This is a genomic window from Streptomyces bungoensis, from assembly GCF_001514215.1.
Lineage (GTDB): Bacteria > Actinomycetota > Actinomycetes > Streptomycetales > Streptomycetaceae > Streptomyces > Streptomyces bungoensis.
The window spans coordinates 104,444-116,957 of the sequence record NZ_KQ948854.1 but is presented as its reverse complement, the minus strand read 5'-3'; the positions used below and the strand labels follow the sequence as shown (position 1 = coordinate 116,957).

Here is a 12,514-nt window from a genome sequence, read left to right as displayed (position 1 = left end):
GGTCCTGCGGATACCATCGCAGTGACCACAGGTTTTCAGAGCCCGGGTTGCAGACCCGCCCCGGCCTTCACAACCTGAAGGAACAACCGTCCGAAAGGGGGCCGCTCGCGTGAGTGTGCTCGACGAGATCATCGACGGAGTCCGTGCCGACCTCGCGGAGCGGCAGGCGCGCGTCAGCCTCGACGAGCTCAAGGAGCGTGCGGCGAAGGCCCCCGCCGCCAAGGACGGGGTGGCCGCACTCAAGGGCGACGGCGTCAAGGTGATCTGCGAGGTCAAGCGCTCCAGCCCCTCCAAGGGCGCGCTGGCCGCGATCGCCGACCCCGCCGGACTGGCCGCGGACTACGAGGCGGGCGGCGCCGCCGTCATCTCCGTCCTCACCGAGCAGCGCCGCTTCGGCGGCTCGCTCGCCGACCTGGAGGCCGTCCGCGCCCGCGTGGACATCCCCGTCCTGCGCAAGGACTTCATCGTCACCTCCTACCAGCTGTGGGAGGCCCGGGCCTACGGCGCCGACCTCGCGCTGCTGATCGTCGCCGCCCTGGACCAGCCGGCCCTGGAGTCGCTGATCGAGCGCGCGGTCTCCATCGGCCTGACCCCGCTCGTCGAGGTCCACGACGAGGACGAGGTCGAGCGCGCCGTGGACGCGGGCGCCAGGATCATCGGCGTCAACGCGCGCAACCTGAAGACGCTCGAGGTCGACCGCGGCACGTTCGAGCGGGTGGCCCCGGAGATCCCCGACGGCGTCGTCCGGGTGGCCGAGTCCGGCGTGCGCGGCCCGCACGACCTGATCGCCTACGCCAACGCCGGCGCCGACGCGGTCCTGGTCGGCGAGTCCCTCGTCACCGGGCGCGACCCGAAGGCCGCCGTCTCCGACCTGGTCGCGGCGGGCGAGCACCCGGCACTGCGGCACGGCCGCGGCTGATCACCCGGTAGGCTGACACCGATGACCTGCACCGTGACGACCGTGGACCGGTACGCCCGCCTGGCGCGCGGCTGCCGCCCGAGGGGCTGCCGCGCCCCGGCCCGGCGCGTCCACGGCCGCCGCGTGCGCTACGTCATCGGTGACGAACCGGGACAGGTGAACGGACGCCGATGGCAGCGCCCCCTCGGGGGCGCGGGGATCTGCGCGCACCACCACTGACGGCCGGCAGCCGGCCGACGACCCCCGCCCCCACGGCGAACAGTGTCTTTTCACGCACTCACCGTGAGGTTTCCGCATGCCCAGCGAGTTCTTCATCCCTGATCCCACCGGCCAGGTGCCCAGCGCCGAAGGCTACTTCGGCGCGTTCGGCGGCAAGTTCATCCCGGAGGCCCTCGTCGCCGCCGTGGACGAGGTCGCCGTCGAGTACGACAAGGCGAAGGCCGACCCCGAGTTCGCCCGCGAGCTCGACGACCTGCTCGTCAACTACACCGGCCGGCCCAGCGCGCTCACCGAGGTGCCCCGGTTCGCCGAGCACGCCGGCGGCGCCCGGGTCTTCCTCAAGCGCGAGGACCTGAACCACACCGGCTCGCACAAGATCAACAACGTGCTCGGCCAGGCCCTGCTCACCAGGCGCATGGGCAAGACCCGCGTCATCGCGGAGACCGGCGCCGGCCAGCACGGCGTCGCCACGGCCACCGCCTGCGCGCTGTTCGGCCTCGAGTGCACCATCTACATGGGCGAGATCGACACCCGGCGCCAGGCCCTGAACGTCGCCCGGATGCGCATGCTCGGCGCCGAGGTCGTCGCCGTGAAGTCCGGCAGCCGCACCCTGAAGGACGCCATCAACGAGGCCTTCCGGGACTGGGTCGCCAACGTCGACCGCACGCACTACCTGTTCGGGACGGTCGCCGGACCGCACCCGTTCCCGGCCATGGTCCGCGACTTCCACCGGGTGATCGGCGTCGAGGCGCGGCGGCAGCTGCTGGAGCGCGCCGGGCGCCTGCCCGACGCGGCCGTCGCCTGTGTCGGCGGCGGCTCCAACGCCATCGGCCTCTTCCACGCCTTCATCCCCGACGAGGGCGTCCGCCTCATCGGCTGCGAGCCGGCCGGCCACGGCATCGAGACCGGCGAGCACGCGGCCACCCTCACCGCGGGCGAGCCCGGCATCCTGCACGGCTCCCGGTCCTACGTCCTGCAGGACGACGAGGGCCAGATCACCGAGCCGTACTCCATCTCGGCCGGCCTGGACTACCCCGGCATCGGCCCCGAGCACGCGTACCTCAAGGACTCCGGCCGCGGCGAGTACCGCGCGGTCACCGACGACGCGGCCATGCAGGCCCTGCGCCTGCTGTCCCGCACCGAGGGCATCATCCCGGCCATCGAGAGCGCCCACGCCCTCGCCGGCGCCCTGGAGGTCGGCAGGGAGCTGGGGAAGGACGGGCTGATCGTCGTCAACCTGTCCGGCCGCGGCGACAAGGACATGGACACCGCCGCCCGCTACTTCGGGCTGTACGACACCGACGCCGAGGTCGCCGCCGACGAGGCCGACACCGCCGAGATCGAGGGGGACGCCCGGTGAGCGGGAACATCCAGCTGCTGAGCGACACGCTCGCCACCGCCAAGGCGGAGGGCCGGGCGGCGCTGGTCGCCTACCTCCCGGCCGGGTTCCCGACCGTGGACGGCGGCATCGAGGCGATCAAGGCCGTCTTCGACGGCGGCGCGGACGTCGTGGAGGTGGGCCTGCCGCACAGCGACCCCGTCCTCGACGGCCCGGTCATCCAGACCGCCGACGACATCGCGCTGCGCGGCGGCGTCCGGATCGCGGACGTCATGCGGACCGTCCGGGAGGCCCACCGGGCCACCGGCAAGCCCGTCCTCGTCATGACGTACTGGAACCCCATCGACCGCTACGGCGTCGAGCGGTTCACCGCCGAGCTGGCCGAGGCGGGCGGCGCGGGCTGCATCCTGCCCGACCTGCCCGTCCAGGAGTCGGCGCTGTGGAGGGAGCACGCGGAGAAGCACGGCCTCGCGACCGTCTTCGTCGTCGCCCCCAGCAGCAAGGACGAGCGGCTCGCGCGGATCACCGCGGCGGGCAGCGGCTTCGTCTACGCCGCCTCCCTCATGGGCGTCACCGGCACCCGCGCGTCCGTCGGCGCGCAGGCCCAGGAGCTGGTCGGGCGTACCCGGGCCACCGGCACCGACCTGCCGGTGTGCGTCGGGCTCGGCGTGTCCAACGCGGCCCAGGCCGCCGAGGTGGCGGGCTTCGCCGACGGTGTCATCGTCGGCTCGGCGTTCGTGAAGCTGCTCCTGGACGCCCCCGACACCGCCTCCGGTCTGGAGGCGGTGCGCGCGCTCGCCGGCGACCTGGCGAAGGGCGTCCGCGGACAGGCGTAACGAGGGACAGGCGTAACGAGGGACAGGCGTGACACCCCAATTCGGTCACTCGAACGGGTGGACCTCGGGCCGGGGAGGCGCGCTGCGCCTCCCCGGTTCGTTCTGGGGGTGTGAGCGAGAAGAACCGTGACGGAAAGCGCAACGCCCGCGAGCGGCTGGCGACCGAACGCGCGAAGCAGAAGGCCGCGGACAGGCGGCGGCGCACGCTGATCGTGAGCGCGAGCGTGGTCTGCGTGCTCGGCCTCGCGGCGGTGATCGGCATCGTCGCCGCCAACGCCGGCAAGAACAAGGCGAGCAGCGGCTCGGGCCCGGTCGTGGCGCCCTCGGGCGCGCTGGGCAAGGACAGCCTGGCGATCCCGGTCGGCAAGGACGGCGCCAAGTCGACGCTCACGGTCTGGGAGGACTTCCGCTGCCCGGCCTGCCAGGCCTTCGAGACGAGATACCGCTCGACGCTGCACGGGCTGACCGACGCGGGCAAGCTCAGGATCGAGTACCACCTGGTCCGTCTCATCGACGACAACACCAACGGGCGCGGCTCGCTGCACGCGGCCAACGCGGCGGCCTGCGCCCAGGACGCGGGCAGGTTCCGCGACTACCACGACGTGCTGTACGACAACCAGCCCCCGGAGACCACCGACGCCTTCGCGGACGACGCCAAGCTGATCGCCCTGGCGGGCAAGGTGAAGGGCCTGAACACCCCCGCCTTCCAGAAGTGCGTCAAGGACGGCACCCACAACAGCTGGGTGAACAAGTCCGACCAGGCCTTCAAGGACGCCCGCTTCAGCGGGACACCCACCGTCCTGTTCGGCGGCAAGAACATCTACGAGGACCAGACGCTGACCCCCGAAAAGCTCCGGCAGATGGTGGAGTCGGCCGCCCGGGGGTAAGCGTCTTCTCACGCGCCCGTTATGGAGCCGTAGCCGGGCTGCTTGCCGTCCCCACGGCCCGGCACGGTAGCGTCGACCCTGCCATGGAACTTGCCTACATTCCCAGCCCGTCGCGCGGGGTGCTGTACCTCGGCCCCATCCCGCTGCGCGGTTACGCCTTCTGCATCATCATCGGCGTCTTCGTCGCCGTCTGGCTCGGCAACAAGCGCTGGGTCGCGCGCGGCGGCCGCGCCGGCACGGTCGCGGACATCGCGGTCTGGGCGGTGCCCTTCGGCCTCGTCGGCGGCCGGCTGTACCACGTGATCACGGACTACGAGCTGTACTTCAGCAAGGGCCGTGACTGGGTGGACGCCTTCAAGGTGTGGGAGGGCGGCCTCGGCATCTGGGGCGCCATCGCCCTCGGCGCGGTCGGCGCGTGGATCGGCGCGCGGCGCCGGGGCGTCCCGCTGCCCGCCTACGCCGACGCCGTCGCGCCGGGCATCGCCTTCGCACAGGCCTGCGGCCGCTGGGGCAACTGGTTCAACCAGGAGCTGTACGGACGCGAGACGCACGTTCCCTGGGCGCTGCACATCACCTCCTCCGAGGGCGGCCGGGTGCCGGGGTACTACCACCCGACGTTCCTGTACGAGTCGCTGTGGTGCATCGGCGTCGCCCTGCTGGTCATCTGGGCCGACCGCCGCTTCCGGATGGGCCACGGCCGGGCGTTCGCGCTCTATGTCGCCGCGTACTGCGTGGGCCGCGCCTGGATCGAGTACATGCGCGTCGACGACGCCCACCACATCCTGGGCCTGCGCCTCAACGACTGGACCGCGCTGATCGTCTTCCTGCTGGCGGTGGCGTACATCGTGATCTCCGCGAAGAAGCGGCCGGGCCGCGAGGCCGTGGTCGAGCCGGGCGCTTCCGACGGCCCGGCGGAGGACGCCGAGGAGGCCGGCGAGAACGCCGACGGTGCCGCGGCCGAGGACGAGGGTCAGGACGCGGCCGGCGGCGAGGGCGACGAGAAGCCCGAGGCGGAGGCCGGGGAGAAGGCCGCAGCGAAGGCCGGGGAGAAGGCCGACGACGAGGCCGAGCCGGAAGCGGTGCAGGCCGAGGCCAAGAAGAGCTGAGCCCGCTCGACCGACACCGAGGGCGCCCCGGACCTCCCGGGGCGCCCTCGTCGTGTGTCAGCGTCTGCGGGCCAGGGACAGGGTCCTGTGGGCCGCCGTCACCACGGCCGTGTCGATGAAGCGGCCGTCGGGGAGCGCCTGGGCGCCCTGGTGGGAGGCGGCCGCCTTGACGACCGTCTCCGCCTCCTCGATCTCCGCCTCCGTCGGCAGATAGGCCCGCTCGATCACCGGAAGCTGCCGGGGATGGATCGCCGCGCGGCCCAGGAATCCGAGGGCGCGGCCGTGGGCGCAGGACGCGGTCAGGCCGTCCAGGTCCCGGATGTCCGGGTGGACGGACTGGGCCGGCGGGGCCAGGCCCGCCGCACGGGCGGCGACGACCACCCGGGAGCGCGACCAGTCCAGGCCCGCGTCGGCCCCGGCCCCCAGGTCGGCCCGCAGGTCGGCCTCGCCGAGGAAGACGCCCCGCAGGGACGGATGGGCGCTCGCGATCGCGTACGCCCGCTCGATGCCGAGGGCCGTCTCCAGCAGCGCGTACAGCGGGAGCCGCGTGGCCGCGGCCACCCCCCGCACCTCCTCCGGGCCCGTCACCTTGGTCAGGCGCAGCCCGGACACGCCCGGCAGCGCCGCGAAGGCGGCCAGCTCCGCCGCCGCCCAGGGCGTGTCCAGTGCGTTGAGCCGCACGTGCACCGGGACCGGCTGGGGCTCGGCCAGCAGGTCCGCGGTGGCCGCGCGGGCGTACTCCTTGCGGTCGGCGGCGACCGCGTCCTCCAGGTCGACCACCACCACGTCGGCGCCCGCGGCCAGCGCCTTCGCCACCACACGGGGCCGGTCCCCGGGAGCGTAGAGCCAGGTGAGCGGGAACGGCGTCACAGGGCGCCCTCCTCGCGCAGGGCGCGCAGCTCGGCCGGGGTGAGGCCCAGCTCGGTGAGGACCGCCTCCGTGTCGGCGCCGTGCGGGCGGCCGGCCCAGCGGATCGCGCCGGGCGTCGCGGAGAGCCGGAAGAGGACGTTCTGCATGCGCAGCGGGCCCAGCTCGGGGTCGTCGACGGTGGTGACCGTGTGCAGGGCCTGGTACTGGGGGTCGGTCATGACGTCCCGGGCATCTTGCACGGGAGCCACCGCCGCCTCCGCCTTCTCGAAGGCCGCGAGGACCTCGGCGCGGGGGCGGGCCGCGATCCAGGAGCCGACCGCCTCGTCCAGCACGTCGGCGTGCGCGGCCCGCTGCGCGCCCGTGCCGAACCACGGCTCCTCGATCAGCTCCGGCCGGCCCACCAGCCGCATCACGCGCTCCGCCACGGACTGCGCGGAGGTGGAGACGGCGACCCAGCAGCCGTCGGCGGTGCGGTAGAGGTTGCGCGGGGCGTTGTTCGCGGACCGGTTGCCGGTGCGCTCCTGGACGTGGCCGAGCTGGTCGTACCAGGTGAGCTGGGGGCCGAGCACGGCGAGCATCGGCTCGATGATGGCCATGTCCACGACCTGGCCCGCGCCGGTCCGCTCCCGGGCGGCCAGCGCCGTCAGCACGGCGTACGCCGTCGCCAGCGCCGTGACCGAGTCCGCGAGGCCGAACGGCGGGAGCGTCGGGGGCCCGTCCGGTTCGCCGGTGAGCGCGGCGAAGCCGCTCATCGCCTCGGCCAGGGTGCCGAAACCGGGGCGGTGCGCGTACGGGCCGAACTGCCCGAAGGCGGTGACCCGGGCGAGGACCAGCCGGGGGTTGGCGGCGGACAGCTCGGGCCAGCCCAGGTCCCACCGCTCCAGGGTGCCGGGGCGGAAGTTCTCGATCACCACGTCGGCGGCCGCGGCCAGCCGGAGCAGGGTCGCGCGGCCGCCGGGCCGGGACAGGTCGAGGGTGATGGCGCGCTTGTTGCGCCCCAGGACCTTCCACCACAGGCCGACGCCGTCCTTCGCCGGGCCGTGCCCCCGGGACGGGTCGGGCCGGTGCGGATGCTCGACCTTGACCACCTCGGCGCCGAAGTCACCGAGCAGGGTGGCGGCCAGCGGGCCGGCGAAGAGGGTGGCGAGGTCCAGGACCCGCAGCCCCTCGAGCGGCCGCACCCGTGCCGTCGTACTCATGCGGTGCACTGCGCGTCGATCTCCGGACGGTACGGCATCGACGCCGAGGCCCCCGCGCGCTGCACCGACAGGGCCGCCGCGGCCGCCGCCCAGGACAGCGCCTCGCGCACCGGTTTCTCCTCCGCGAAGGCCACCGCGAGCGCGCCGGCGAACGTGTCGCCGGCGCCCGTGGAGTCCACGGCGCGCACCCGGGGCGCGGGCACCACCAGCGGCTCGCCGCCGCGGGCCAGGTACAGGCTGCCGGTCGCCCCCAGCGTGACGACGACCTCCGGCACCAGCTCCAGCAGGGCGGCGGCCGCCTCGCGCGGGTCGGTGCGGCCGGTGAGGGTGACGGCCTCGTACTCGTTGGGCACCAGCAGCTCGGTGGCCGCCAGCAGCTCCGGCGGCAGCGGCTGCGCGGGGGACGGCGTGAGGACCGTCCGCACACCGTGCCGGCGGGCCGCCCGGGCGCCCGCGACGACGGCGGCCAGGGGGATCTCCAGCTGGAGCAGCAGGGCGTCGGCGGAGGCGATCAGGCCCTCGTCGCCGGGCGAGAGGTGGTCGACGGTGCCGTTCGCGCCGGGGATGACGACGATGGAGTTGCCGCCCTCGTCGTCCACCACGATGTGCGCGGTGCCGGACGGCCCCTCGACCGTGCGCAGGAAGTCGGTGTCCACACCCGAGTGCTCGAGGGTCTCGCGCAGCCGCACGCCGAACGCGTCGTTGCCGACCGCGCCGATCATCGACACCATCGCGCCGGCGCGGGCCGCGGCGATGGCCTGGTTGGCGCCCTTGCCGCCGGGGATCGTCCGGAACTCCCGTCCCGTCACGGTCTCGCCGCGCTGCGGTGCCTTGCCGACGTAGGTGACGAGGTCCATGTTGGTGCTGCCGAGGACGACGATGTGGGTCATGGTCGGGTCGCCTCCAGGTGCGTGAGGTGGGCGAGGGTGTCGAAGCCGGTGCCGTCGAAGTCGGCGACGGTGGTGGCGAGCCGGTTCTTCAGCGGGGCCCGCCAGTGGTCGGGGAGCGCGTCCGGGGCGCCCGCGAGGAGACCGGCAACGCTGCCGGCGGTCGCGCCGTTGGAGTCCGTGTCCCAGCCGCCCGACACCGCACGGCAGATCGAGCCGGTGAAGTCGCCGTCCGCGTGGGTGAGGGCGGCGACCGTCAGGGCGGTGTTGGGCAGGGCGTGGACCCAGTGGTGGGTGGCGCCGTACGTGGCGTGGAGCGCGTCCACGACGTCGTCGAAGTCGGCGTGCTCCGCGGCCAGCCGCAGGGCGTGGTCGAGGGCCCGCGCCAGGCGGGAGCGGGGCGGCACCACCGCGCGGCCGGCGCGCAGGCAGGCGTGCACGTCCTGGCCGCCGGCGGCCGCGGCGGCGAGGGTGGCGGCCGTGAACATCGCCGCGTAGACGCCGTTGGCGGTGTGGGTGAGGGCCGCGTCGCGGTACGCCTGCTCGGCGGCGGCCCCCGGGTCGCCCGGGTGGGTCCAGCCGTGCACGTCCGCGCGGATCAGGGCGCCGATCCACTCCCGGAACGGGTTGCGGTGGCGGGCGGTGTGCGGGGGTTCGATGCCGCCGAGGAGGTTGCGGAAGGCGACGCGTTCGGCGGTGAAGGTGCGGCCGGGCGGGAGTTCCTCCAGCCACAGCCGCGCCACGTCGGTGGTGGTGAACGACTTCCCGTGGCGCCGGAGCAGGAGCAGGTTGACCAGGGCGTAGTCGAGGTCGTCGTCCTCGGGCATGCCGTCGATGTTCTCGGCGAGGGAGGTGCCGGCCGAGCGGCGGTTCCAGGGGTGCGCCTCCAGCAGGTCACGGGGGACGCCCCGGGCGGTGAAGTACCCGGTCGGCGGCCAGTTGCCGGCTGCCCGGGCCAGGGCGCGGATGGCGTCGAGGGGCAGCTTCTCCACGGGTTTGCCGAGCAGGCAGCCGATGGCCCGGCCCAGCCAGGACGCCTCCAGGGCGAGGGGCGTGGTCCGCGCGGAGGGGTGTGCGGCGGGCCAGCCGGGGCAGGCCGCCTTGATGCCGGCCAGGTCCGCCGGCTCGTCCTCGGCGAGTCTGCTCGGCAGGTCGGCCAGCTCGTCCAGCAGGTCCTCGGCCAGCAGGCGCAGGTAGCGTGAGGCCCGGTCCGCGGAGGCGCCGGCGCGTTCGGGGGCGTCCAGGCCGCCGGCCGCGCGCCACCGCGCCTCGATCCGTGAGGGTTCCCGGCCGTCCAGGCGTGCCTGGCGCAGTTCGTGGCCGAGCAGGTCCTCCGGCTGCACCCAGGTCAGTCGGAGCATGCGGTGCCTCCGAGCGCCGCGAAGGCCTCCTCGTGGGCGCGCCGGCGGTCCACGTCCCGGCTGAAGATCTCGCGGGTGACGGCGGCCAGGGTGCGGGCCGGCTCCCACAGGTCCAGCCGGCTGGCCTCCGCGACCGTCTTCGCCCAGTCCTCGGGGACGGGCGAGCCCAGGGCGCCCGCGAGCGCGCCGGCCATCGTGGCGATCGAGTCGCAGTCGCGGCCGTAGTTCACCGAGCCGAGCACCGCGTGCCGGTAGTCGCCGTCCGACACCACCAGCATGCCGAGCGCGACGGGCAGTTCCTCGATGGAGTGCAGGCGGGAGGGGCGGCGGGCGCCGAGCGAGGGGGCGCGGTAGTCGGGGCCGACCGTGTCGTACGGCGCCACCGCCGCGCGCAGGGGCCGCAGCGCCGACTCGAAGTCGCTGTACCCGCGGGCCACGTCGCAGACCTTCTCGATCGCCGTGCGGGTGCCGTCCTTGGCCAGGGCCAGGGCGGTGGCCACGACCGAGTCCGGGGTCGCGCCCGGCGCCGTGGCGGCGGCGACCGCGGCGGCGAAGACCCCGGCGGCCTCACGGCCGTACGACGACTGATGGGCGCCCGCGACGTCCAGGGCCTCGGCGTAGGCGGCGGCCGGGTGGGCCGCGTTGACCAGGCCGACCGGGGCCATGTACATCGCCGCGCCGCAGTTGACGATGTTGCCGACGCCCGCCTCCCGCGGGTCCGCGTGGCCGTAGGCGAGGCGTGCCACGAGCCACTTCTCGGCGAGGAAGAGGCGGTGCAGCGGCAGCGTCTCGGCCTCCAGCTCCGGGATCCAGCGCGGGTTGCCCATCAGGTCCGGGACCAGGTGGTCGGCGACCGCGTAGGCGTCGAGGTGGTCGCGGACGCGGTCGTAGACCCGGATCAGCGCGTGGGTCATCAGGGTGTCGTCGGTGACGTGGCCGTCGCCCTTGTGGTACGGGGCGAGGGGGCGCGCGGTGCGCCAGGCGTCGCCGTGCCAGGGGCCGACGACGCCGTGGACGCGGCCGCCGTGGCGGTCGGTGATCTGGTCGGGGGAGTAGCCCTCGACCGGGCCGCCGAGCGCGTCGCCGACGGCGGCTCCGACCAGGGCCGCGGTGATGCGCTCGTCGAGGCTGTGCCGGCCCGGGCCGCAGCTTTCTTCTCCTTTGGGCGTCATGCCCCGAATCATCCTCCTGGTGGGGTCCGGTGCGTGGCTTCCAGGAGTCCGGCGAGTTCCACCAGGTCGGTGCCGGCGAGGCGGGGCAGGGCGCAGCCGGACAGGGTGCGGCAGGCGTCCCGCCAGCTGGCCGGGACGGCCGCGCCGCCGCCGAGCGCGCCGGTCAGGGCGCCGGCGAGGGCGGGGGCGGAGTCGGCGACCCGGGACAGGCAGGCGGCGGCGGGCACCGCCTCGGCGATGCGGCCGTGGGCGGCGGTGGCCAGGGCGAGGGCGACGGGCACGGTCTCGGCGGCGGCGATGCCGTAGCTGTAGACGTGGTCGACGATCTGGTGCTCCAGGGGCGGGACCAGGGCGAAGGCCGACTCGCTGTCCTCGGCCAGGGCGAGGGCGCACCGGGCGTTGCGGCCGATCTCCGTGTGCGGGGGGAGTTCGGCCAGCGCGGCCCCGACGCACGCCCGCGGGTCGGCGCCGGCGAGGGCGAGCGCGACGGCCGCCGCCATCGCGCGGGCGCCGTGCACCCCGTCGCCGTCCTGGGTGTAGCGGGCGTCGAACTCGGCCAGGTCGGCGGCGCGTTCGGCGTCGCCGGGGTGGGCCACCGCGAGGACGCAGGCGCGGACGCAGGCGGCGTCGTCGAAGTAGTGCGGGTTGTCGTGGCCGGTGGCGGGCGGGCGCAGGCCGGTGGCCAGGTTGCCGAGGCCGGCGCGGACGGAGATGCGGGCGCGCAGGGGCAGTACGGCGGACTCGACCTCGGGGGCGCGTTCCGCTGCCGCGGCGACCTCGGCGGCCACGGCGGTCCAGGTGAGGTCGATGGCGGCGCGCATACGGCGCTCCCGGCTGAGGTCGCCGAGCACGTCGTCGTCGCCGGCCCGCAGGACCGCCTCCGCGGCGAAGGCCGCCCACTCCGCGTCGTCGGAGGGGCCGAGGCGGAGGGGTTCCGGGGGCTGGTTGAGGGCGATCGGCACGGGCAGGGTGGTCGTGGCGTTCTGCTCGGCGAAGGTGTCCAGTTCGCGGGTGAGGCGACGGGTCCACTCGGGCATCCGGGCCGCCCGGTGCCGGGCCGCGGGCCAGCCGGCGGCGTCGCCTGCGGCGAGCCCGAGGAGGAGGCCTTCCACGCGGCGCGCTGTCATGACCGGCCCTCGCTGTCCCGTCGCCCGGGGGCCCGGCGGTCGCCCAGGCGGCTCGGACCTCCGACCAGGGGGCTCCACCCCCTGGACCCCCGGTCCTTTGCCCACCCACCTCCCGGCTCTGTCGGGGGAGAGGTGGGCGAGGTGCCCGGCTCGGTGGGGCGTGAGGGGGCTGTGGGGAGGAGGGCCGGCGGCTCGGTCGGGTGGGGAGGGGGCGCGGTGAGGGCGGCGGGTGGCTCGGACGGCTGCGAGGTGGGCGCGGCGGCGGAGATGGCGACCTCGGTCGGATGGGACGTCTGCGGGGTGACGCCGTGGTCGCCGTCAAGTGGTGGAGGGCCGGCCGTGGTGAGGGCGGCCGTCGGCTCGGGTGGTCGGGAGGTGGCCGTCGGCCGGCTGGTGGCCCCGGGGGCGGCGGTTGGCTCGGGCGGCTGCGAAGTGGGCGCGGCGGCGGAGATGGCGACCTCGGTCGGATGGGACGTCTGCGGGGTGACGCCGTGGTCGCCGTCAAGTGGTGGAGGGCCGGCCGTGGTGAGGGCGGCCGTCGGCTCGGGTGGTCGGGAGGTGGCCGTCGGCCGGCTGGTGGCCCCGGTCAGGG

At 75.0% G+C, this 12,514-nt stretch carries 13 protein-coding genes; 7 read left to right on the top strand and 6 right to left on the bottom strand.

Translation table 11 applies throughout. From position 1 onward, the window contains the following. Nucleotides 1–109: 109 nt before the first annotated feature. From trpC to lgt, 6 genes are all read left to right on the top strand, one after another. Complete coding sequence (trpC, locus tag AQJ66_RS10710) at nucleotides 110–919, top strand: indole-3-glycerol phosphate synthase TrpC (RefSeq protein ID WP_061919595.1); 810 nt, start codon at nucleotides 110–112, stop codon at nucleotides 917–919. Between the two features lie 21 nt (nucleotides 920–940). Beyond that, nucleotides 941–1,138, top strand: coding sequence for a tryptophan biosynthesis modulator TrpM (gene trpM / locus AQJ66_RS10705; RefSeq protein ID WP_061919593.1), 198 nt, complete (start codon nucleotides 941–943; stop codon nucleotides 1,136–1,138). Nucleotides 1,139–1,214: 76 nt separating this feature from the next. Beyond that, nucleotides 1,215–2,498, top strand: a complete 1,284-nt coding sequence (trpB, locus tag AQJ66_RS10700) for a tryptophan synthase subunit beta (RefSeq protein ID WP_061919590.1) — start codon at nucleotides 1,215–1,217, stop codon at nucleotides 2,496–2,498. Further along, on the top strand, nucleotides 2,495–3,313 hold the full coding sequence (gene trpA / locus AQJ66_RS10695) for a tryptophan synthase subunit alpha (RefSeq protein WP_061919588.1): 819 nt from the start codon (nucleotides 2,495–2,497) through the stop codon (nucleotides 3,311–3,313). The genes trpB and trpA overlap by 4 nt, the downstream gene beginning before the upstream one ends. 110 nt (nucleotides 3,314–3,423) lie before the next feature. After that, nucleotides 3,424–4,200 (top strand): DsbA family protein, encoded by a 777-nt coding sequence (locus AQJ66_RS10690; protein WP_061919586.1) that lies wholly within the window; start codon nucleotides 3,424–3,426, stop codon nucleotides 4,198–4,200. Nucleotides 4,201–4,283: 83 nt separating this feature from the next. Beyond that, a complete protein-coding gene (gene lgt / locus AQJ66_RS10685) occupies nucleotides 4,284–5,306 on the top strand; it encodes a prolipoprotein diacylglyceryl transferase (protein WP_061919584.1) in 1,023 nt (340 codons plus the stop codon). 57 nt (nucleotides 5,307–5,363) lie between these two features. Here lgt and AQJ66_RS10680 read toward each other — a convergent pair whose 3' ends face one another. The 6 genes from AQJ66_RS10680 to AQJ66_RS10655 are packed head-to-tail and all read right to left on the bottom strand — an operon-like array spanning nucleotide 5,364 to nucleotide 11,922. Beyond that, nucleotides 5,364–6,176 (bottom strand): HpcH/HpaI aldolase/citrate lyase family protein, encoded by an 813-nt coding sequence (locus AQJ66_RS10680; RefSeq protein ID WP_061919582.1) that lies wholly within the window; start codon nucleotides 6,174–6,176, stop codon nucleotides 5,364–5,366. Continuing rightward, nucleotides 6,173–7,375, bottom strand: a complete 1,203-nt coding sequence (locus AQJ66_RS10675; RefSeq protein WP_061920183.1) for a CaiB/BaiF CoA transferase family protein — start codon at nucleotides 7,373–7,375, stop codon at nucleotides 6,173–6,175. Before AQJ66_RS10675 ends, AQJ66_RS10680 begins: the two co-directional genes overlap by 4 nt. Further along, nucleotides 7,372–8,265 (bottom strand): ribokinase, encoded by an 894-nt coding sequence (gene rbsK / locus AQJ66_RS10670; protein ID WP_061919580.1) that lies wholly within the window; start codon nucleotides 8,263–8,265, stop codon nucleotides 7,372–7,374. Before rbsK ends, AQJ66_RS10675 begins: the two co-directional genes overlap by 4 nt. Next, on the bottom strand, nucleotides 8,262–9,623 hold the full coding sequence (locus AQJ66_RS10665; RefSeq protein ID WP_061919578.1) for an ADP-ribosylglycohydrolase family protein: 1,362 nt from the start codon (nucleotides 9,621–9,623) through the stop codon (nucleotides 8,262–8,264). Before AQJ66_RS10665 ends, rbsK begins: the two co-directional genes overlap by 4 nt. Then, nucleotides 9,611–10,795, bottom strand: a complete 1,185-nt coding sequence (locus tag AQJ66_RS10660) for an ADP-ribosylglycohydrolase family protein (protein WP_061919576.1) — start codon at nucleotides 10,793–10,795, stop codon at nucleotides 9,611–9,613. The genes AQJ66_RS10665 and AQJ66_RS10660 overlap by 13 nt, the downstream gene beginning before the upstream one ends. An 8-nt stretch (nucleotides 10,796–10,803) precedes the next feature. Beyond that, nucleotides 10,804–11,922, bottom strand: a complete 1,119-nt coding sequence (locus AQJ66_RS10655) for an ADP-ribosylglycohydrolase family protein (protein WP_061919574.1) — start codon at nucleotides 11,920–11,922, stop codon at nucleotides 10,804–10,806. A 216-nt stretch (nucleotides 11,923–12,138) separates the two neighbouring features. Here AQJ66_RS10655 and AQJ66_RS39675 point away from each other — a divergent pair. After that, nucleotides 12,139–12,514: hypothetical protein (locus tag AQJ66_RS39675; protein ID WP_208611339.1), on the top strand; the 376-nt coding region annotated here is incomplete at its 3' end.